Origin of the sequence: Pseudomonas sp. SWRI50 (assembly GCF_014269095.1) — a bacterium.
GTDB classification, from domain to species: Bacteria; Pseudomonadota; Gammaproteobacteria; order Pseudomonadales; family Pseudomonadaceae; genus Aquipseudomonas; species Aquipseudomonas kermanshahensis.
The window spans coordinates 155,809-177,228 of sequence record NZ_JABWRW010000003.1; the positions used below are offsets into that span (position 1 = coordinate 155,809).

At 63.5% G+C, this 21,420-nt stretch carries 16 protein-coding genes and 1 riboswitch; of the genes, 7 read left to right on the forward strand and 9 right to left on the reverse strand.

Annotated elements, in window-relative coordinates; all coding sequences use genetic code 11:
* The first annotated feature begins 7 nt into the window (after positions 1 to 7).
* The 3 genes from HU750_RS04545 (at position 8) to trhA (ending at position 6,194) form a co-directional block, all read left to right on the forward strand.
* Complete coding sequence (locus HU750_RS04545) at positions 8 to 4,951, forward strand: hybrid sensor histidine kinase/response regulator (RefSeq protein ID WP_186677257.1); 4,944 nt, start codon at positions 8 to 10, stop codon at positions 4,949 to 4,951.
* A complete protein-coding gene (locus HU750_RS04550) occupies positions 4,944 to 5,417 on the forward strand; it encodes a chemotaxis protein CheW (protein WP_099430632.1) in 474 nt (157 codons plus the stop codon). The genes HU750_RS04545 and HU750_RS04550 overlap by 8 nt, the downstream gene beginning before the upstream one ends.
* Before the next feature lie 159 nt (positions 5,418 to 5,576).
* Positions 5,577 to 6,194 carry a PAQR family membrane homeostasis protein TrhA gene (trhA, locus tag HU750_RS04555; RefSeq protein WP_099455547.1) on the forward strand — a complete coding sequence of 206 codons (618 nt, stop codon included), beginning with the start codon at positions 5,577 to 5,579 and terminating at the stop codon, positions 6,192 to 6,194.
* 8 nt (positions 6,195 to 6,202) lie between these two features.
* Here the strand turns inward: trhA and HU750_RS04560 are convergent, their stop codons facing one another.
* From HU750_RS04560 to HU750_RS04570, 3 genes are all read right to left on the reverse strand, one after another.
* Positions 6,203 to 6,922, reverse strand: coding sequence for a 16S rRNA (uracil(1498)-N(3))-methyltransferase (locus tag HU750_RS04560; RefSeq protein WP_186677260.1), 720 nt, complete (start codon positions 6,920 to 6,922; stop codon positions 6,203 to 6,205).
* Positions 6,923 to 7,051: 129 nt separating this feature from the next.
* The gene (locus HU750_RS04565; protein ID WP_027592442.1) at positions 7,052 to 8,458 is read right to left on the reverse strand and encodes an adenosylmethionine--8-amino-7-oxononanoate transaminase; all 1,407 of its coding nucleotides are present in this window, start codon (positions 8,456 to 8,458) and stop codon (positions 7,052 to 7,054) included.
* A gap of 79 nt (positions 8,459 to 8,537) precedes the next feature.
* On the reverse strand, positions 8,538 to 9,029 hold the full coding sequence (locus tag HU750_RS04570; protein ID WP_186677262.1) for a hypothetical protein: 492 nt from the start codon (positions 9,027 to 9,029) through the stop codon (positions 8,538 to 8,540).
* Between the two features lie 209 nt (positions 9,030 to 9,238).
* On the opposite strand from HU750_RS04570, the gene HU750_RS04575 reads away from it, so the two are divergent.
* The 3 genes from HU750_RS04575 (at position 9,239) to HU750_RS04585 (ending at position 12,507) form a co-directional block, all read left to right on the forward strand.
* Positions 9,239 to 11,122, forward strand: coding sequence for a flavin monoamine oxidase family protein (locus tag HU750_RS04575; RefSeq protein ID WP_186677263.1), 1,884 nt, complete (start codon positions 9,239 to 9,241; stop codon positions 11,120 to 11,122).
* Positions 11,123 to 11,345: 223 nt separating this feature from the next.
* Entirely contained in the window at positions 11,346 to 11,897 is a 552-nt protein-coding gene (locus HU750_RS04580) for a cytochrome b (protein ID WP_099430628.1), read from the forward strand.
* Between the two features lie 31 nt (positions 11,898 to 11,928).
* A complete protein-coding gene (locus HU750_RS04585) occupies positions 11,929 to 12,507 on the forward strand; it encodes a YceI family protein (protein WP_027592446.1) in 579 nt (192 codons plus the stop codon).
* A 138-nt stretch (positions 12,508 to 12,645) separates the two neighbouring features.
* Here the strand turns inward: HU750_RS04585 and rhlE2 are convergent, their stop codons facing one another.
* The 5 genes from rhlE2 to ahcY all read right to left on the reverse strand — a co-directional run bounded on the left by rhlE2 (position 12,646) and on the right by ahcY (position 19,151).
* Positions 12,646 to 14,529 carry an RNA helicase RhlE2 gene (gene rhlE2, locus HU750_RS04590; protein ID WP_186677267.1) on the reverse strand — a complete coding sequence of 628 codons (1,884 nt, stop codon included), beginning with the start codon at positions 14,527 to 14,529 and terminating at the stop codon, positions 12,646 to 12,648.
* Positions 14,530 to 14,747: 218 nt separating this feature from the next.
* Complete coding sequence (locus HU750_RS04595) at positions 14,748 to 15,536, reverse strand: substrate-binding periplasmic protein (protein ID WP_186677268.1); 789 nt, start codon at positions 15,534 to 15,536, stop codon at positions 14,748 to 14,750.
* A 52-nt stretch (positions 15,537 to 15,588) separates the two neighbouring features.
* Positions 15,589 to 16,665, reverse strand: coding sequence for a hypothetical protein (locus HU750_RS04600; RefSeq protein WP_186677269.1), 1,077 nt, complete (start codon positions 16,663 to 16,665; stop codon positions 15,589 to 15,591).
* Positions 16,666 to 16,758: 93 nt separating this feature from the next.
* Positions 16,759 to 17,604 carry a methylenetetrahydrofolate reductase [NAD(P)H] gene (gene metF, locus HU750_RS04605; protein ID WP_027592451.1) on the reverse strand — a complete coding sequence of 282 codons (846 nt, stop codon included), beginning with the start codon at positions 17,602 to 17,604 and terminating at the stop codon, positions 16,759 to 16,761.
* 137 nt (positions 17,605 to 17,741) lie between these two features.
* The gene (ahcY, locus tag HU750_RS04610) at positions 17,742 to 19,151 is read right to left on the reverse strand and encodes an adenosylhomocysteinase (RefSeq protein ID WP_027592452.1); all 1,410 of its coding nucleotides are present in this window, start codon (positions 19,149 to 19,151) and stop codon (positions 17,742 to 17,744) included.
* A 20-nt stretch (positions 19,152 to 19,171) separates the two neighbouring features.
* A riboswitch (S-adenosyl-L-homocysteine riboswitch) is annotated at positions 19,172 to 19,268 on the reverse strand.
* 179 nt (positions 19,269 to 19,447) lie between these two features.
* On the opposite strand from ahcY, the gene HU750_RS04615 reads away from it, so the two are divergent.
* Complete coding sequence (locus HU750_RS04615; protein ID WP_027592453.1) at positions 19,448 to 19,849, forward strand: acyl-CoA thioesterase; 402 nt, start codon at positions 19,448 to 19,450, stop codon at positions 19,847 to 19,849.
* A gap of 117 nt (positions 19,850 to 19,966) precedes the next feature.
* Here the strand turns inward: HU750_RS04615 and HU750_RS04620 are convergent, their stop codons facing one another.
* The gene (locus HU750_RS04620; protein WP_027592454.1) at positions 19,967 to 21,202 is read right to left on the reverse strand and encodes a cation:proton antiporter; all 1,236 of its coding nucleotides are present in this window, start codon (positions 21,200 to 21,202) and stop codon (positions 19,967 to 19,969) included.
* Between the last annotated feature and the right edge of the window lie 218 nt (positions 21,203 to 21,420).

Sequence of the window (21,420 nt, forward strand, 5' to 3'; positions counted from 1 at the left end):
AATGCCCATGGCTTCTGCCGCTGTAAGCCCCGAGCGCCACGAAACGGTAGCGCTGGCCTGGACCAAGGCCGCCATCCTCGACTGCCTGGGCCAGGCGCGACAGGCCCTGGAGCGCTTTGCTGGCGAGCCGGGCGATTTGTCCATGCTGGCGTTCGTGGTCGACAACCTGCACCAGGTACACGGTTGCCTGCGCATGCTCGAGTTGCGCGGTGCGACGCGCCTGGCTGAAGAGCTGGAGCTGTTCGCCCGGGCCTTGGCCGACGGCCAAGTCAGCCCACGCGGCGACTGCCTGGGGGCGCTGTTCCGTGGCCTGGAGCAACTGCCGTCGTACCTGGAACGGCTGCGCGGCGCGCGCCACGACCTGCCCTTGGTGATGCTGCCGTTGCTCAACCAACTGCGCGCCTGTCGCGGCGTGGAGCCGCTGGCCCAGGCCAGCCTCATCAGTGGCACTGCCCAGCGCTTTGCCGGCTCCGATGACCTGGCCAACCTTGACCTGTCGCTGGGCAACTGGCGGGAACAGATGCAGGCCGGGCCCGGCCGCGATGCCCTGCGCTCGGTGGTGAGCGCCCTGTGCGACGACCTGATGCGCATCAAGGAACGCCTGGACCAGTTCGTGCGCGGCGACCGCCAGCACAGCGAACAGTCCGAAGCCCTGCTCGCACCGTTGCGCCATGTCGCCGACACCCTGGCAGTGCTGGGCTTCCAGCAGCCGCGGCGGGTGATTATCGACCAGGTGCTGGCGCTGCAGGCCTTGGCCCCCGGCGAGGGCTCGGTGGATGACGCGGTCTTGATGGATGTGGCGGGCGCCCTGTTGTATGTGGAGGCGACCCTCAATGGCATGGTCGGCCCGCTGGAAGAAAGCGGGCAGGGCGGGATGCCGGGCTCGGACCTCACCGAGATCCGCCAGTTGGTGCTGAGCGAGTCGCTGGCCGTACTGCAGCAGGCCAAGGACTTGATTGGTGATTGCCTGGAGTCCGACTGGCCCCGGCAGCGCCTGCAGCCGCTGCCGGGGCTGCTGCAGCAAGTGCGCGGGGCGCTGGCGATGCTGATGCTGGCGGGCCCTGCCGACGTGTTTGCCGGCTGCGCCAGCTACGTGCAACGCTGGTTGCAGCACCTGGACGTCGAGCCGCCAGCCGATGAGCTGGCGCACCTGGCCGATGCCCTGAGCGCAGCCGAATGCTACCTGCAATGGCGGGTGGCCGACCCGCTTGCCGATGCTCAGCCCTTCATCGAAATGGCGCGCGCCAGCCTGGCGGCACTGGGTGTGGTCTGCGCGGTCAGCGAAACCGGCTTCGGCCAACAAGACTACAGCGATGGCATCGACGACGAGCTGCGCGACGTGTTCCTCGACGAGGCCGGTGAACTGCTGCCGGAAATCGAGCGCCACTGGCTGCGCTGGCGAGCCGACAACCAGCAGCGCGAGGCACTGCTGGAAGTGCGCCGTGCGCTGCATACGCTCAAGGGCAGCGGGCGCATGGTGCATGCCGAGGCGGTGGCCGAGCTGGCCTGGGGCGCGGAGCACCTGCTGAATCGAATGCTCGAAGGCCGAAGCGTGCTCACCCCGGAAGGGGTGGTCGCCTTGCAGCAAGTGTTCGTCCACCTGCCTGACCTGTTGGCCGACTTTGCCGCCGGGCAGTTACCGCAGCTGACCGAAATCGAGCAGCTGGCTGGGCATCTGCATGCCCTGGCCGAAAACGATGCGCCACCCGCTGCAGAGGTGGATGGCCTCGATCCGCACCTGCTGGACATCTTCCGCAGCGAGGCGCACGGCCACCTGGCCAGCCTCGAGGCATTCTTGCAGGGCGCCGACGGCCACGACACGCCGGTCAGCGACAGCCTGCAACGCGCCTTGCACACGCTCAAGGGCAGCGCCGCCATGGCAGGCGTGATGCCCGTCGCCGAACTGGCCACCGCCTTCGACCGCCTGGCGCGTGAGTACAAGGGCCACCAGTTGCCCCTGCAAGTGGCGGAGATCGAATGGCTGGAGACCGGGCGTTCATTGTTCCACTTGGGCCTGGCACAGCTGGAAAGCACGCCGCTGGCGGCCATCCCGGGTGCCGCCGAGTTGATCGAACAAGTGGGCCAGGCGGTGGATGTGCGCCTGGCCAGCCTGCATGAAGACCCGCAGCATGCGCGCCGCAGCAAGCGCGACCCGCAATTGACCGCCAGCTTCCTGGCCCAAGCCATGGACATTCTGCTCGACGCCGAGTCGTTGCTGTCGCGCTGGCAAGAGCAGCCGGGGCAGCGCCAGGCGCTGGACACCCTGCTCGATGAGCTGACCAGCCTGGGCCACGCGGCGCACCTGGCTGACCTGTGGCAGATGGACGACGTCTGCGAGGCCCTGCTCGACGTCTATGGTGCCGTGGAAGAGGGCAGCCTGGCCGCCGACGCACGCTTTTTCGCCCAGGCGCAGGCAGGCCATGAAGCGCTGCTGGACATGCTCGACGAGGTGGCCGCCGGGCAGGAGATTTCGCCCAGGCCGGCGCTGATCGACAGCTTGCGCAGCCTCTTGGCGCAGGCCTTGGCACCTGAGGCCACGGGCCTTGTGGGCATTGATACGGTCACCCCGTTGCACCCCGACATGGACCTTGGCCTGGGGCCGTCGCGCAACCTAGCGCTGCCGCCAGCGAGCGAGCCGTTGACTGAAGAGCCTGAGAGCCCAGGCGACAAGGAGCTGCTGGAAGTCTTCCTGGAAGAAAGCTCGGACATCGTCGAAAGCGCCGCTGCGGCCCTGGCGCGCTGGCAGGCCGACCCGCGCAGCAGTGTCGAGGTGGATAACCTGCTGCGTGACCTGCATACCCTCAAAGGCGGTGCACGCATGGTCGAGATCGCCGCCATCGGCGACCTGGCCCACGAGCTGGAATTTCTTTACGAACTGCTCGCTGCCGGCCGCCTGCCGCCGAGCCCGCCGTTGTTCGCTTTGTTGCAAAATTGCCATGACCGCCTGGCGCACATGCTCGATGCGGTGCGCCTGGGGCAGCCGCTGCATGCCGCCACGGCGCTGATCGACTACATCCGCAACTTCAGCAGTGCGGCCCTGACCGACAGCGCGGCCGGCCAAGGTGCTGTCGAGGCTTCGGCCCTCGAAGTGCCTGCAGCCGCGCCGGAGCGAGCGGCGGGCGACATGGTCAAGGTCGATGCCGAACTGCTCGACGACCTGGGCAACCTGGCCGGTGAGCATTCGGTGATCCGTGGCCGCATCGAGCAGCAGGTCAACGACGCCCAGTTCACCCTCAACGAAATGGAAACCACCCTGGAGCGCATGCGTGACCAGCTGCTGCGCCTGGATGTCGAGACCCAGGGGCGGATTTCCAGCCGGCAGCCGTTCGAGAGCGACGCCTACGACGACTTCGACCCCCTTGAAATGGACCGCCACTCGCAGCTGCAGCAGCTGTCGCGGGCCCTGTTCGAGTCGGCCTCCGACCTGCTCGACCTGAAGGAAACCTTGGCCCAGCGTGCTCAGGAAGCCTACGGCCTGTTGCAGCAGCAGGCGCGGGTGAACAGCCAGTTGCAGGAAGGCCTGACCGCGACCCTGATGGTGCCCTTCGAACGCTTGGTGCCGCGCTTGCAACGCGTGGTGCGGCAGGTGGCCAGCGAGCTGGGCAAGCAGGTTGAACTGGTGGTGGGCAATGCCGAAGGTGAGCTGGACCGCAGCGTGCTCGAACGCATGGTGGCGCCCCTGGAGCACATGCTGCGCAATGCCGTCGACCATGGCCTGGAAAGCCGCGAAGCGCGCCTGGCTGCCGGCAAGCCGGAGCACGGCACGATTCACCTGAACCTGTTGCACGAAGGCGCCGACATCGTCATCGAGATGACCGACGATGGCGCCGGCGTACCCTTGGAGGCCGTGCGGCGCAAGGCGATCAAGCGTGGCCTGCTGGACCCGCAGGCGCACTTGAGCGATCACGAGGTCTTGCAGTTCATCCTGCGCCCCGGTTTCTCCACCGCCGAGAAGATCACCCAGATTTCCGGGCGTGGGCTGGGCATGGACGTGGTGCACGAAGAGGTCAAGCAGTTGGGGGGCTCGATGACCATCGAGTCGGCCCAGGGCAAGGGCGCACGCTTTCTGATCCGCCTGCCGTTCACGGTGTCGATCAACCGTGCGCTGATGGTGCACCTGGGCGAAGACCAATACGCGATCCCACTCAATACCATCGAAGGCATTGTCCGCGTGCCGCCTGCGGAGCTTGCGGCCTGCTACCAACTGGATGCCCCGCGTTACGTCTACGCAGGCCACACCTACGACCTGCGCTACCTGGGTGAATTGCTGCAAGGCCAGCCACGGCCCAGCCTGCTTGGGCAAAGCGTGCCGCTGCCGGTGCTGCTGGTGCATTCCCAGGAGCAGTCATTCGCCATCCAGGCTGACAGCCTGTCACCCAGCCGGGAGATCGTGGTGAAGAGCCTGGGCCCGCAATTCGCTGCGGTCGCCGGGTTGTCGGGCGCGACCTTGTTGGGCGACGGCCGCGTCGTGTTGATTCTCGACCTGCTGGGCCAGTTGCGTGGCCAGCAACGGCGCCTGGCGCGCTTGCCGGGCGGCGGCGATGCCCAGCGGCAATTGTTCGGCCCGGCGCCGCGCCGGTCACTGCTGGTGATGGTGGTGGACGATTCGGTCACCGTGCGCAAGGTCACCAGCCGGCTGCTGGAGCGTCATGGCATGAGCGTGCTCACTGCCAAGGACGGGGTCGATGCCATGGCGCAGTTGGAAGAGCATCGGCCGGATGTATTACTGCTGGACATCGAGATGCCCCGCATGGACGGTTTCGAGGTGGCTACGCGCATTCGCCGTGACGAGCGCCTGAAGGATTTGCCAATCATCATGATCACCTCGCGCACCGGGCAGAAGCACCGCGACCGGGCCATGGCCATTGGTGTCAACGAATACCTGGGCAAGCCTTACCAGGAGTCTGTGTTGCTGCAGAGCATCGCCCACTGGAGCCAAGCCCATGCTTGAACTGATCTCGGGCCAGCGCAGCAGCCTTACCGGCCTGTTGTTGCCCTTGGGCGACCGTACCTTGGTCTTGCCCAATGTCGCCGTGGCCGAACTGTTCGGCCAGCGCAACCTGGTGTGCCAGCGTGGCGAGCCCGCCTGGCACCTGGGCTGGATCGACTGGCGCAAGCAGCGTTTGCCACTGATCGGCTTCGAGGCCGCATGCGGTGGCGAAACCCCGTGTGGCGAGCGCGCGCGCATCGTGGTGCTCAATGCCCTGGGCGATACCGGGCTGCGCTACCTGGCGGTGCTGCTGCAGGACATCCCACGGTCGTGCAAGCTCGACAGCCAGCTCAATTATGTGGATGTGGCGCTGGGCAGCCTGGAGCTGGCGGCGGTGCAGGTGGGCGAACAGGTGGCGCGGGTGCCGGACCTGGTGGCCTTGGAACGGCTGGTGCGTGACGCGGATCTGCAACCTAACTCTGGATAATAAGGTGTTTGCTCTGGCCTCTTCGCGGGGCGAGCCCGCTCCCACAGGGATCGAATAATGCGGGGCAGAAGCTGTACCTGTGGGAGCGGGCTTGCCCCGCGAAGAGGCCAAAGCTGATTGTCTCAGGAACCCAGCCCCTCACAGGAGGTCTGTGTTTGCATGTATTACGGTGAACGCTTCAACGCCTGGACCCATTTGGTCGGCGCCATTCTGGCTTGTATCGGTGGCATCTGGCTGATCGTCGTCGCGGGCCTGCAGGGCGATCCTTGGAAGATCGTCAGTTTCTCCATCTACGGCGGCACACTGCTGCTGCTCTACAGCATTTCCACCCTCTACCACAGCACGCGTGGGCGGGCGAAGGTGATCATGCGCAAGCTCGATCACCTGTCGATCTACCTGCTGATCGCCGGCAGCTATACCCCGTTCTGCCTGGTCAGCTTGCGCGGGCCTTGGGGCTGGAGTTTGTTCGGGGTGGTCTGGGGGCTGGCGGTGATCGGCATGCTGCAGGAGATCAAGCCCCGCTCCGAGGCGCGGGTGCTGTCGATCATCATCTATGCGGTGATGGGCTGGATTGTCCTGGTGGCGGTCAACCCGCTGCTGCGCAGCCTCGGTACCGCCGGCTTCGCCTGGTTGGCGGCCGGCGGGGTGTTCTACACGGTGGGCATCATCTTCTTTGCCTTCGACAGCCGCTTTCGCCACTGGCACGGCATCTGGCACCTGTTCGTGATCGCCGGCAGCCTGCTGCACTTCATCGCCCTGTCGTTCTACGTACTTTAGGCGCAGGGTTAAAAATCGCCCCACAACTGCTGTGCCACCGACAGCGCCACCACTGGCGCGGTTTCGGTGCGCAGCACGCGTGGGCCGAGGCGCGCGGCGTGGAAGCCGGCGGCTTTGGCCTGGTCGACTTCCGCGTCGTTCAGGCCGCCTTCTGGGCCGATCAGGAAGGCCAGGCGTGACGGTGTTTCGTGGCTGGTCAGTGGTTCGGCCACCGGGTGCAGGACCAGTTTCAGGTCGGCTACGGTGGTTTTGATCCATTCGGCCAGTGTCACCGGCGGGTGGATCACGGGCAGGCTCGACCGGCCGCACTGTTCACAGGCACTGATGGCCACCTGGCGCCAGTGGGCCAGGCGCTTGTCGGCGCGTTCGTCCTTGAGGCGCACTTCACAGCGCTCGCTGACGATCGGGGTGATTTCATTGGCGCCCAGTTCGGTGGCCTTTTGAATGGCCCAATCCATACGCTCGCCACGGGACAGGCCCTGGCCAAGGTGGATGTGCAGCGCCGATTCGGCCTGGCCAGCCAGGGCCTGGTCCAGCGTCACGCGCACGGTTTTCTTGCCGACTTCGAGCAACTGGCCACGGTATTCCTGGCCGCTGCCGTCGAACAGCTGCACGGCGTCACCGGGGGCCATGCGCAGCACGCGGCCGATGTAATGGGCCTGGGCTTCGGGCAGGTCATGCTCGCCAAGGCTCAGGGGGGCGTCGATGAAGAAGCGGGACAGTCTCATGGTTCAGCTCGGACGAAAAGGGATCATGTGACCCTGTGGGAGCGGGTTCACCCGCGAATGCGAAGGTGGGGGCAACATCGCATTCGCGGGTAAACCCGCTCCCACAGGGTCGGCGGCGGGCTTTCGGGCCTAGCCCGGGTCGCGGAAGTCGGGGTGGAAGTTGGCCGGTACGGCAACGCTTACGCTATCGCGGGTGGCGATGTCGATGCCTTCGCTGGCCACCTCGGCGAGGAAGTCGATCTGCTCGGGCGTGATCACATACGGCGGCAGGAAGTACACCACGCTGCCCAGTGGGCGCAGCAGCGCGCCGCGGGTCAGGGCGTGCTCGAAGACCTTCAGGCCGCGGCGTTCCTGCCAGGGGTAGGCGACCTTGCCGGCCTTGTCCTGGACCATCTCGATGGCCAGGGCCATGCCGGTCTGGCGGATTTCGGCGACATGCGCATGGTCGGCCAGGTGCGCGGTGGCCGTGGCCATGCGCACGGACAAGGCCTTGTTGGCCTCGATCACGTTGTCCTGTTCGAAGATATCCAGGGTCGCCAGCGCTGCGGCGCAGGCCAGCGGGTTGCCGGTGTAGCTGTGCGAGTGGAGGAACGCGCGCAGGGTCGGGTAGTCGTCGTAGAAGGCCTGGTACACGGTATCGGTGGTCAGGCACGCGGCCAGCGGCAGGTAGCCCCCGGTCAGTGCCTTGGACAGGCACAGGAAGTCTGGGCGGATGCCGGCCTGTTCGCAGGCGAACATCGTCCCGGTGCGGCCGAAGCCCACGGCGATTTCGTCGTGGATCAGGTGCACGCCGTAGCGGTCACACGCTTCGCGCAGCAGTTTCAGGTAAACCGGGTGGTACATGCGCATGCCGCCTGCGCCCTGGATCAACGGTTCGATGATCACCGCACTGATGGTGGCGTGGTGCTCGGCCAGGGTTTGCTCCATGGCCTGGAACAGGTTGCGCGAGTGTTCTTCCCAGCCCATGCCCTCAGGGCGCAGGTAGCAATCGGGGCTGGGCACCTTGATGGTGTCGAGCAGCAGCGCCTTGTAGGTTTCGGTGAACAGCGGCACATCGCCCACCGACATCGCGGCAATGGTTTCGCCGTGGTAGCTGTTGGTCAGGGTGACGAAGCGCTTCTTCTCGGGTTTGCCGATGTTCTGCCAGTAATGGAAACTCATCTTCAACGCGACTTCGATGCAGGATGAGCCGTTGTCGGCGTAGAACACCCGGTCCAGCCCGGCTGGGGTCATGGCGACCAGGCGCTCGGACAGCTCGATCACCGGCTGGTGGCTGAAACCGGCCAGGATCACATGCTCCAGCTGGTCCACCTGGTCCTTGATGCGCTGGTTGATGCGCGGGTTGGCATGGCCAAACACGTTAACCCACCAACTGCTCACGGCGTCCAGGTAGCGCTTGCCTTCGAAGTCCTCCAGCCACACCCCTTCACCACGCTTGATCGGGATCAGCGGCAACTGCTCGTGGTCTTTCATCTGGGTGCAGGGGTGCCACAGGACCTTGAGGTCACGTTGCATCCACTGATCGTTGAGGCCCATGGGTACTTCTCCTGGCTTTGCTGCTGGCTTGGACCGCGTAAGCCTAAGCAAAGCTGGAGGGCACCACAACCGCTGGCGGTCAATGTCGTCGGGTACCGGTCCATTCGAGCTTGCGAATGTGCACCGTGCCGGCCTGCGAGGTGGAGATGGTCAGGCGCCGGAAGGGGCCCTCGATGACCTGGTGATAGGGAAGCGTGGAGATGGGGCCTGGCAGAAGGTCGGTGAAGCCGCTGCCCTCGATGGTGAGCCAGTAGAAGTTGCGGGAGGCTGGCGCGACCAGATCGTAGTCGTAGTTCCTGGCATCAAACAGCATGTGCAGGTCGTCACAGAGAAAGTCGCTGACTACGTAGTATTCCAGCCGTAAACACTCGACCTCCTGGGAGAAGGTGATCTCCACATCGCTGTGTTCGCCAATCACCAGCTCCGTGCCGTCTTCGCCCTTGAGCGCTTCGTGAAAGCCTGTCCAGGACGTGCTGTTAGAGCGGATGCTCAGGCCAGATGCCGTGCAAAGTGTCTGTTTGTGCCACAGAAACTGTCGTTCGACATGATTGAAACGCTCCTCGAAGATCATGCGCAGGCCCTCCTGGCGGGCTTTTGGCCATTGTCGCCAGCATCGCCTGCATGCCTATGACACCGCTACTGGCAAAAATGTCAGTTGCCAAAAGGACTTGATGTCGCCGTGCTGGCAGGGTTGGCAGAGCTGACGTATTCTTAACGCATCGCCTCGGGGCATTCCTGCCTCCCTTTTTTTCTGTAACGTCTGACTCGGAGTTCGCCGACATGGCTGCTGCTTGGGTGCGCCTGTGCGCGTTGGTATTGATTGGTGTGTCCAGCGGTGCCGCGCTGGCAAAGGACAAAACACCTACGGCTATCGTGGTGGGTGGGGGCCTTGCGGGCCTCACTGCCGCCTATGAACTGCAGAGCAAGGGCTGGCAGGTGACGCTGCTGGAGGCCAAGTCGGGCATGGGCGGTCGCTCGGGCCTGGCCACCAGTGAGTGGATCGGCAACGCCAAGGCACAGCCGGTACTCAACCAGTACCTCGACCGTTTCAAACTTGAAACACTGCCGGCGCCAGAGTTCGTGCGTACGCCGGGCTACCTGATCGACGGTGAGTACTTCAGTGCGACGGACCTTGCCACCAAGCAGCCCGCCACTGCCGAGGCGCTCAAGCGCTACGAGAAAACCCTCGACGACCTGGCCCGTTCGATCGACGACCCGCTGAACCCGCAGGCGACCAGCACGCTGTTCGCCCTCGATCAGATCAACGTGTCTTCCTGGCTCGACAAGCTGCAACTGCCGGCCACCGCGCGTCAGCTGGTCAACCAGCAGATCCGTAGCCGTTACGATGAGCCGTCGCGCCTGTCGCTGCTGTATTTCGCTCAGCAGAACCGCGTTTACCGTGGTGTCAGCGACCGCGATCTGCGTGCCGCGCGCCTGCCCGGTGGCAGCCCGGTGTTGGCCCAGGCGTTCGTCAAACAGCTGAAGACCATCAAGACCAGCTCGCCGGTCACTGCCATCGTGCAGGACAAGGACGGCGTCACCGTCAAGGTTGGCAGCGTGGGCTACCAGGCCGATTACCTGGTCATGGCCGTGCCGCTGCGCGCCCTGGCCAAGATCCAGATGACCCCGGGCCTGGACAGCCAGCACCTGGCCGCGCTCAAGGGCACCAACTATGGCTGGCGCGACCAGCTGATGCTCAAGTTCAACAAGCCGGTGTGGGAAAGCCGTGCCCGTATGTCCGGCGAAATCTTCAGTAACGCAGGCCTGGGCATGCTGTGGATCGAACCGGCGCTGAAGGGCGGCGCCAACGTGGTGATCAACCTATCCGGCGACAATGCGCGCCTGCTGCAGGCATTTGGCGACAAGCAGATGGTCGACCAGGTGCTTATCCGCCTGCATGCGTTTTATCCACAGGCCCGCGGTTCGTTCACCGGCTACGAAGTCAAACGCTACAGCACTGACGCTGGCACCGGTGGCGCCTACCTGGCCTACGGCCCAGGGCAGATCAGCAAGTACTGGCGCCTGTGGGAGCGCCCGGTGCAGCGCATCAGTTTCGCCGGTGAGCACACTGACGCGCTCTACCCAGGCACCTTGGAAGGCGCCCTGCGCAGCGGTCAACGCGCGGCGGGCCAGGTGCAGGACCTGCTGGCCGGCAAGTCGTTCGACCCGGCCAAGGCCGTACCGGTGGCGGCAGCAGCAGGCGCCGCGGCGGCCAAAGACAAGGGCGGGTTCTTCTCCAACCTGTTCGGTGGTGCTTCCGACAAGGCTGAAAAGGGCGACAAGGTGGAAAAAGCCCCTGCCAAGGCCGAGCCGGTGAAAGAAGAGGCCAAGCAGGACAAGCCAGGTTTCTTCAAGCGCCTGTTTGGTGGGGCTGACAAGCCTGAGGTGAAAGCCCAGCCGATTGCCAAGGCCGACGAAGTGGCCCCGGCACCGGCGCCACAGGCCGCTCCAGAACCGGTTGCACCGGCGCCTGTGGCCAAGGAAGCCGCGGTAAAACCTGCTGCTGCCAAGCCTGCCGCGACCAAAACCGCGCCTGCCAAGCATGCCCCGGCCCACAAGCCGGCGGCAAAACAGGCGCACAAGCCTGTCGAAGCGAAAAAGGCCACGGTCAAATCAGAGCCCGCGAAGAAGCCAGTGGCCAATATCCAGGCCAAGGCGGGTTGATTGATCGACAGTGCCGGCCTCTTCCTCCTGTAGGAGCAGCCTTGTGCTGCGAAGAGGCCGGCACTGGCAACCCTGAACTCACCGACTATCGTTAATGTTTCCTTAATAGGAAGCTTTCACAATATCCATCGGATTTCTCGATAATCCGAAGCAATTTTTTCCGCTTTTATTCGATACGTTACGCGTTAGTCTGTGCACAGCTTTCACGGGGAAACACGCCAACATGCAACTGCGCAATTCACCTTCTCGCTACGGCGTGGTCAGCATCATCCTGCACTGGGGTGTCGCGCTGGCAGTCTTCGGCCTGTTTGGCCTGGGGCTGTGGATGGTCGGCCTGGATTACTACGACCCTTGGCGCAAGTCGGGCCCTGACCTGCACAAGAGCATCGGCCTGGTGCTGCTGGCAGTGATGCTGCTGCGCGTACTCTGGCGTTTCATCAGCCCGCCACCGCCGGCACCGGCCAACCACGGGGCACTCACCCGCGTGGCCGCCAAGCTGGGCCATCTGGCACTGTATGTGGGGCTGTTCGCGGTGATGATCGCCGGTTACTTGATCTCCACTGCCGACGGCGTTGGTATTCCGGTATTCGGCTTGTTCGAAGTACCGGCTTTGGTCAGCGACCTGCCCGATCAGGCGGACCTGGCTGGGGTGATCCACCTCTGGCTAGCCTGGGGCCTGGTGATTTTTGCCGTGCTGCATGGCCTGGCAGCACTGAAACACCACTTCATAGACCGTGACGCGACCCTGATCCGTATGCTGGGCCGCAAAGCTTGACTCTCAACCTCAATTGCAAGGAATAGAAAGGATGTTGAAAAAGACTTTTGCCGCTCTGGCGCTCGGTACTGCACTGTTCTCCGCTGGCCAGGCCATGGCCGCTGACTACAAGATCGACAAGGAAGGCCAGCATGCGTTCGTCGACTGGAAGATCAGCCACCTGGGCTACAGCTTCATTCACGGTACCTTCAAGGACTTCGACGGCAACTTCAGCTGGGACAGCGCCAAGCCTGAAGCGAGCAAGATCAACGTCGACCTGAAAACTGCCAGCCTGTGGTCGAACCATGCCGAGCGTGACAAGCACATCGCCAGCAAAGACTTCCTGGACGTGAAGAAGTACCCGGACGCCAAGTTCGTGTCGACTGCCGTCAAATCGACCGGTGAGAAGACTGCCGACGTGACCGGTGACCTGACCCTGCACGGCGTGACCAAACCGGTCACCTTCAAGGCCACCTTCAACGGTGAAGGCAAAGACCCATGGGGCGGCGAACGTGCTGGCTTCAACGCCACCACCACGCTTAACCTGAACGACTTCGGCATCAAAGGCCCAGGCGCGACTTCGCAGACTCTGGACCTGGATATCAGCCTTGAAGGCGTGAAGCAGAAGTAATTGCGGTATAGCTGAAACCGCTGGGGCCGCTACGCAGCCCTTTCGCGACACAAGGCCGCTGCTACAGAGAAACGCATTCTTCTGTAGGAGCGGCCTTGTGTTGCGAAAGGGCCGCGCAGCGGCCCCAGTTTTTTACAATCAGCGATTGCGCGTCAGCAGCGCAGGTCGCTCGCCGCGTGGGCGGCTTGGCAGATCGTCCAGTTGCTCAGGCGTTGGGTAACGATCGAGCTTGGATTCCTTGCGGATGATCACAGGCTGGTTCTGCGGCTCACGCGAGCTGCGGACTGCAGGTTCCTGGCGCGCAGCATCATCGCGCGCCGGGCGACCGCGACCACCACCGTTGTTGTCACGGCGTGCACCACCGCCCGCGTTGTTGCGCGGTGGGCGTTTCTCGCCGCTGGCGCTGCGTGGCTGGCCACCCGTGCGAGGTTGGCCGCCGTTGTTGTTGCGTGGAGCCGCACCTTGGCCCTGGCTTTGACCTGCGCCAGTGCCACCGCCAGGACGGCGGTTACGCCCCTGGTTTTTGCCCTGGTACGGGCTGACGTAGTCAGCGCGGTTGCCAAAGTTGTCGACTTCGTCATCCAGGAACTCGTCCGGGGCACGGTCGGCCGGTGCTTTCGGTGTGCTGTTCTGGCTGGCTTGCTGCTGGCGTGGCTTGTTGTCACGCGGCTTGCGCTGTTGCGGCTTGTCGCCCGCCTTTTCCTTCTCGGCAGGCTTCTCGGCAGCGTGCTGCCGGGTCTTGCCCTTGTCCTTGCCTTTGTCTTTGCGGCCGCCGTTGGCGTCTTTGCCGCCTTCGCCGCGTGGCTGGTTGCGACCGCCACGGCCGGCGTTTTGCGGGCGTTCGCGCACTTCCGGCTTCTCGGCCTCGACCTGGCTTGCGTCGAAGCCCATCAGGTCGCCGTCAGCAATCTTCTGCTTGGTGACCCGCTCGATGCTCTTGAGCAGCTTCTCTTCATCAGGTGCGACCAGAGAAATGGCCTCACCCGAACGGCCGGCACGGCCCGTACGGCCAATGCGGTGGACGTAGTCCTCCTCGACATTGGGCAGCTCGAAGTTGACCACGTGGGGCAATTGGTCGATGTCCAGGCCGCGGGCGGCGATGTCGGTGGCAACCAGTACCCGTACCGCGTTGGCCTTGAAGTCGGCCAGGGCTTTGGTGCGGGCGTTCTGGCTCTTGTTACCGTGGATCGCGGCGGCGGTCAGGCCGTGCTTTTCCAGGTACTCGGCCAGGCGGTTGGCGCCATGCTTGGTACGGGTGAAGACCAGCACCTGTTCCCAGGCACCCTGGGTGATCAGGTGTGCCAGCAGCGCACGCTTGTGGCTGGCGGGCAGGCGGTAGATGCGCTGCTCGATGCGCTCGACCGTGGTGTTCGGTGGGGTGACCTCGATGCGCTCCGGGTTATGCAGGAGCTTGTCGGCCAGGTCGGTGATGTCCTTGGAGAAGGTGGCCGAGAACAGCAGGTTCTGGCGTTTGGCCGGCAGGCGGGCAAGGACCTTCTTCACGTCATGGATGAAGCCCATGTCGAGCATGCGGTCGGCTTCGTCGAGGACCAGGATTTCGACGTGGGCCAGGTCGACCTTGCCTTGGCCAGCCAGGTCGAGCAGGCGGCCAGGGCACGCGACCAGTACATCGACACCTTTGGCGATGGCCTGGATTTGTGGGTTCATGCCGACACCGCCGAAGATACAGGCGCTGACCAGCGGCAGATCACGGGCATAGACCTTGAAGCTGTCATGTACCTGGGCGGCCAGTTCGCGGGTCGGAGTCAGGACCAGTACGCGAGGCTGGCGCGGGCCATGGCGCTGCGACTTGTCAGGGTGGCCACCCGGGAACAGGCGCTCGAGGATCGGCAAGGCGAAACCGCCGGTTTTACCAGTACCTGTCTGGGCGGCGACCATCAGATCACGGCCTTGCAACACGGCGGGAACAGCCCGCTGTTGCACCGGAGTCGGCTGGGTATAGCCCGCAGCCTCGATAGCGCGGACAAGAGCCTCGGAGAGACCGAGGGAAGCAAAGGACATGGGCAATCCTGTTCTCGTGTGGGCTGGGCCCGTTGGGATGTTCTGCCTGGCGCGACGGGCATCGGTGAGATGCGATCGCGTCCGGTCCAGCTTGGCTTTCACTGCACATCCAGGAAGCGGAGGGCTGACGCGATGGTGCGTCGTTGCCGATCGGGATGCCTGTTGCTAGGCCGAGCGTCCGGGCGTAAGCCTGGCGGGAAGGCCCGAGTATAACAGAGCTATCGCGACGTGCTGCTTTCCTGCTGCTCAACGGCGTTGAGAATGTTTCCGATGTCGCCTATGTAGCGGTGGCTGATGGCGGCGTACGCCGGTTCCTGCTTGAAACGTTGCAACTCTTCGGAAAACGCTTGGGCCAGTGCCTCTCGCCCGGGTTTGCGGGTCAGCCCCAGGTATTGCGTCTGTCGGCTGACCACCCATGGCAGCGCTTCGATCCGTTGTTCAAGGCCCAGCTGGCGCATCAGGTAGCGCCCGACTTTGCGGTCGGTAATCAGCAAATCGATACGGCCCAGCAGCAGTTTGCCGAAGTTGGCTTCATGGGTAGGGGCTGCTTCGCGGCGAAAACGCGGCGAATCGTTAAATGCGGCGCCATAGGTGTAGCCGGGCGATGTGCCGACGGTCAGGCCCGCAAGATCGTCCAGCCCGGTGACGGCATGGCGGCGGTTACGCGCCTGAAATAGCACGAACTCGACATCCGACATGGGCTCCGTTGGGTAGACCAGATAGGGCTTGCGCGTGTCGAACTGGAAGATATCCACAATACCGTCGGCCAGCCCTTGCTCGATCATCGCCAGGCAGCGCTTCCAGGGCAGGAACTGCCATTCCACTTCTACCCCCAGGCGCCTGAATACCTGGGTGGTTACTTCGTAGTCGATGCCCCGGGGTTGGCCGTCTTGCTGGTACACATACGGTGCCCAGTCGTCGGACACCAGGCGCAGGCGTTCGGCCAGGGCCAACGGGCTCAGGCAGGCGAGCAGCAGGATCCAGAACAGGCGGGTGGTGGCGAGCATGGGCCGCAGATTACGCGCTCGGCCTGCTCAAGGCCAGTGAAGCGGCGGCTGTTCAGGCCTGCGCCGGCTTGAGCAGGTGCGCTTCGATAGCTTTGCGCTGTTCCCCGAGCGACAGGCGCAGGCCCGGGTGGCGCAGGCACTGTCGCAGCTGTTCGGGTTCGATGCGGCCGTTGCGCGCATTGAAGTTCTCCAGGGCTTTGTCCCACCAGGCCGATGCACAGGCCCGGTCGAACTCGTTAGGGTAGGGGTAGCTGCCATACAGTAATTCGCGGGCAAATTGCCGCTCGTGGCTGGGCAGGGTCAGGCTCAACGCCTTGTAGCCCAGCCGATGCAGGGTCGGCGGCCGCGGCAGTTGATCATTGACCCGCGCAACATCGGCCAGCGCGGCTTCACACAGCGGCGCATCGCCATGTTTGCGCAGCCAGGCCTGGATCTTGGCGCGGAACTGGGCCTTGCGGCTCCAGTAGTGGTGGATGACGTCGGTGCACTCGGCCAGCTGCAGTTTGCGGTAGGCCGCCACGGCCAGGCAGAACTCTTCGAGGGTGTAAGCCTCGCGGGCCAGTGGGTAGAACTGGTCCATCATGGCGATGGAGTGGTCCAGTGCCTGCGCGTCTTCGGCGGTGAGCCCGATCACGCCCGAGTTGATCAGCGGCATCTGGCAATCGGCCAGGCCTTGGGCCTGGAGGACGGACAGCAGGTTCTTGTACAGCAGGCATTTCTGGTTGGCGCCGTAGCGCCCGCCGATGGCGTTGCACAGCAGATGGCCAGGCGCGACCCGCTGGAACAGCCGCATCGGTGACTGACGGAAGAAGGTATCGGTATCGATCAGCACCGCCATTGCATGCTGCGTCAGCACCTGGCGCAGCAGCACATGCTTGCTGCGAAAGTGATAACCATGCGGGGCATTCCACGCCGCGCGCGTGGCGTCGTCGAGCAGGTGCAGCGTGACCGGCAGCTTGGCATAGGGCGCCGGGTTGTCGGTATAGACCTGAATATCCAGCGCCTCGCCTGCCGACACGTCCAGGTGGGCAAGGGCACTGACGATGCTGAAGCAGGCTTCCTGGTGGTAGGTGGCCGGGCCGAAAGCCAAGTAGACGAGCTGAGGGCGCGATGGCTGGGGATGCTGCATGTCAGGCAAGACCTGTTTAACCCGAAAATAAATAAGGCCTTAGTCTATGACCAAAGCCTTAATCATTTCTTAATCAGATATTGCCAAAAAGTTTCAGCGAGGCAGCTTCAGGTTGTTCCAGATCGCCAGGCTCGCTTCGGCCTGGTTCAAGGTATAGAAGTGCAGGCCCGGTGCGCCGCCTTGCAGCAGTTGTTCACACATGCGGGTGATCACTTCTTCGCCAAAAGCTTGGATGCTGGCGGTGTCGTCGCCATAGGCTTCCAGCTGCTTGCGGATCCAGCGCGGGATCTCGGCGCCGCAGGCGTCGGAGAACCGGGCCAGCTTGCTGTAGTTGGTAATCGGCATGATGCCGGGCACCACCGGGATATCGACGCCCAGTTTCTGCGCACGCTCGACAAAATAGAAATAGCTGTCGGCGTTGAAGAAGTACTGGGTGATGGCGCTGTCGGCACCGGCCTTGACCTTGTGCACGAAGTTGGCCAGGTCGATCTCGAAGTTACGGGCCTGGGGGTGCATCTCGGGGTAGGCCGCCACTTCCAGGTGGAAGTGATCACCGGTTTCCTGGCGGATGAATTCGACCAGGTCGCTGGCGTAGCGCAGCTCGCCGCTGGCCATGCCCATGCCGGAAGGCAGGTCGCCGCGCAGGGCGACGATGCGCTTGATGCCCGCGGCCTTGTACTCGGCAAGCAGGGCGCGCAGCTCTTCTTTGGTGTCGCCGACGCACGACAGGTGCGGTGCGGCAGGTACTTTCACTTCGCTCTCCAACTGCAGCACGGTGTTCAGTGTGCGGTCGCGGGTAGAGCCGCCCGCACCGTAGGTGCAGGAGAAGAAATCGGGGTTGTAGGTGGCCAGCTGGCGGGCAACGCCCATCAGCTTTTCGTGACCGGCATCGGTCTTGGTCGGGAAGAATTCGAAACTGTAGCGGCGTTCTTGTGACATCTCTGTTTCCTCAGCTGCAGGCCATGAGCCGCACGCTGCAAGTAAAAGCCAGGGCGGTGGGGGCCGGCCTGGCTTGGGCATCGATCAAGATTAAACGACTACAAGCGCCCGCCGGCATGCCGCCGGGCGCTTGCCGCTTAGTAGCGGTACGCGTGTGGCTTGAACGGGCCTTCGACAGTCACGCCGATGTAGTCGGCTTGCTGCTGGGTCAGCTGGGTGACCACGCCGCCGAAGCCGCGGACCATTTCCAGGGCCACTTCTTCGTCGAGCTTCTTGGGCAGCACTTCAACGGTCAGGCGTTCGGCTTTCTTCTCGGCCGACAGGTCGGCGTACTTCTGCTCGAACAGGAAGATCTGTGCCAGCACCTGGTTGGCGAACGAACCGTCCATGATGCGGCTTGGGTGACCGGTGGCGTTGCCCAGGTTCACCAGACGGCCTTCAGCCAGCAGGATCAGGTAGTCGTCATTTTGCGGGTCGAAGCTGCCAGCGCCGGTGCGGTGGATCTTGTGCACCTGCGGCTTGACCTCTTCCCAGGCCCAGTTCTTGCGCATGAAGGCGGTGTCGATCTCGTTGTCGAAGTGGCCGATGTTGCAGACCACGGCACGCTTCTTCAGGGCCTTGAGCATGTTGGCGTCGCAGACGTTGACGTTACCGGTGGTGGTGACGATCAGGTCGATCTTGCCCAGCAGCGCTTTGTCGATGCTGGCCTCGGTGCCGTTGTTGATGCCATCGATGAACGGCGAGACCAGCTCGAAGCCGTCCATGCAGGCTTGCATGGCGCAGATCGGGTCAACTTCGGTGACCTTGACGATCATGCCTTCCTGACGCAGGGACTGGGCCGAGCCCTTGCCCACGTCACCGTAGCCGATCACCAGGGCTTGCTTGCCCGACAGCAGGTGGTCGGTGCCACGCTTGATGGCGTCGTTCAGGCTGTGACGGCAGCCGTACTTGTTGTCGTTCTTGCTCTTGGTGACCGAGTCGTTGACGTTGATCGCCGGGACTTTCAGCTCGCCCTTGGCCAGCATGTCCAGCAGGCGGTGCACGCCGGTGGTGGTCTCTTCGGTGACACCGTGGACGCGGTCCAGAACGGCTGGGTACTTCTTGTGCAGCAGTTCGGTCAGGTCGCCGCCGTCGTCGAGGATCATGTTGGCGTCCCATGGCTGGCCATCCTTGAGGATGGTCTGCTCCAGGCACCACTCGTACTCTTCCTCGGTTTCGCCTTTCCAGGCGAACACCGGGATACCGGCGGCAGCGATGGAGGCAGCGGCCTGGTCCTGGGTGGAGAAGATGTTGCAGGACGACCAGCGCACTTCGGCACCCAGGGCAACCAGGGTTTCGATCAGCACGGCAGTCTGAATGGTCATGTGGATGCAGCCCAGAATCTTCGCACCCTTGAGCGGTTGCTCGGCGAGGTACTTGCGACGCAGGCCCATCAGTGCAGGCATTTCCGATTCGGCGATGATGGTTTCGCGACGGCCCCAGGCAGCCAGGGAGATGTCAGCGACTTTGAAATCGGTAAAACCAGCAGGCGTGTTTACAGCGCTCATGAGAGCCTCCATTCGTAGTGTGCGAATGGGCGCCGTTGTGCGTTGAGCGTCCGCAGGAGCGGACAACGCCCCATCCGAGCCTGACAGGCCTAGCCTGCTGCAGCGCCCCTCGGACAGGTGGCGGGCATGGCCGCCGCTGCGGGTGGCCAAGTGAAGCGGCAGGATTATAGCCGCGACAGGGACCTTCGCCCAAGGTTTTCTGTCGATTAATCGAGACGATAGTCGATGTTCAATGGAGCGGCGACGGCCGCTCTGCCATCATGAATGCACGTTAGCCAAGCAGGTTAGGAGTACCGATGAACTTTCACACCCGCAAATGGGTAAAACCCGAAGACCTCAACCCCAATGGCACCCTGTTCGGTGGCAGCCTGTTGCGCTGGATCGACGAAGAAGCGGCGATTTACGCCATCGTCCAGTTGGGCAACCAGCGTGTGGTGACCAAGTACATGTCGGAGATCAACTTCGTCAGTGCCTCACGCCAGGGCGACATCATCGAACTGGGCATCACCGCCACTGAATTCGGCCGCACTTCGATTACCCTCAAGTGCGAAGTGCGCAACAAGATCACCCGCAAGAGCATCCTGACCGTCGACAAGATGGTGTTCGTCAACCTCGGCGAAGATGGCATGCCGGCGGCTCACGGGCGCACCGAGATCAAGTACGTCCAGGACCAGTTCCCGGACTCGGCAGTCGAGTAGATATTTTGGGGCTGCCTTGCAGCCCATCGCGACACAAGGCCGCTCCTACAGGAGAATGCGAATCCCGTGTAGGAGCGGTCTTGTGTCGCGATGGGCCGCAAAGCGGCCCCGGCAATCTCAGGGCTGGGCGCTAACCTTGCGCACCACCCGCCCGATGCTCAGCCCCTGCACCAGGATCGACGACAGCACCACGATGTAGGTGATCGACAGCAGCAGGTCACGTTCCTCACCCAGCGGCAGCGACAGTGCCAGCGCTACCGACACGCCGCCGCGCAGGCCGCCCCAGGTCAGTACCCGCACGGTGCCTTTCGGCACACTCCGCCAGCGGCGCAGCAGCAAGATTGCCGGGGCCACGGTAAGCAGCCGCGACAGCAGGACCGCCAGTGCCAGCACCCCGCCGGCCGCCAGGTGCATCCAGTTGAACGGCAGCAGCAGAAGCTCAAGGCCGATCAGCGCGAACAGCAGGGCGTTGAGCATGTCATCGATCAACTCCCAGAAACCGTCCATGTAGCGCCGGGTCATGTCGTTCATCGCCAGGTTGCGCCCCATGTTGCCGATGATCAGGCCGGCGACCACCATGGCGATCGGTGCAGAAACGTGCAGTTCGTAGCACATTGCCGAGCCACCGATGACCAGCGCCAAGGTCAGCATGACCTCGACCTGGTACTGCTCGACGCTCTTGATCATGCGGTAGGTGGCGTAGCCGATCACGCCGCCGAACACCACACCGCCAATGGCCTCGCGGGCGAACAGGACCGCCGTGTCATAGGCACTGGGGGTTTCGCCGAGCTGGATGATGCCCAGCAGCACGGTGAACACCACGACCGCGGTGCCGTCGTTGAACAGCGATTCGCCGACGATGGTGGTTTTCAGCGGCTTGGAGGCATTGGCGGTCCGCAATGCGCCGAGCACGGCAATCGGGTCGGTGGGCGAGATCAGCGCGCCGAACAGCAGGCAGTAGATCAGCGGAACCTGCCAGCCAAACATCGCGAACACCCAGTGCGACAGGTAGCCGATCACCACGGTGGCGATGAGTACGCCGATGGTCGCCAGCAGGCCGATCGGCCAGCGATAGCTACGCAGGTCTGAGAGGTTGACGTGCAAGGCGCCGGCGAACAGCAGGAATGCCAGCATCCAGTGCATCAGCAAATCGTTGAAGTCGATCTGGTTCATCAGGCCTTCGACGCGCTCTTCGAGGCCAGGGAAGCCAATCAGGCTAAGCCCTTGCAGCATCAACGAGAACAGCAGTGCCGTGACCATCACGCCAATGGCGGGTGGCAGGCCGATGAAGCGGTAGTTGACGTAGGTGAGAAGGGTGGTGAGGCAGATAAACGCGGCAACTAATTCAAGCATCCCAAATCCTGTAACAGTGGCTTCCAAGTCGTACCCGAATGACTCGGGCAGTTCTTTGATGACCTGGCGAGGGCTTCGGGGCACACCTTTGACCGGAATTGTTGGAATCGTTCACATGTAGGGCTTGAGTTGTGCGATGGTTTTGAGATGCGCCGCCCGCGCGGCGCCCGATTTCGTAAGCGCTGAAAATCTTCCGACATACGCACACCAGACTGAAG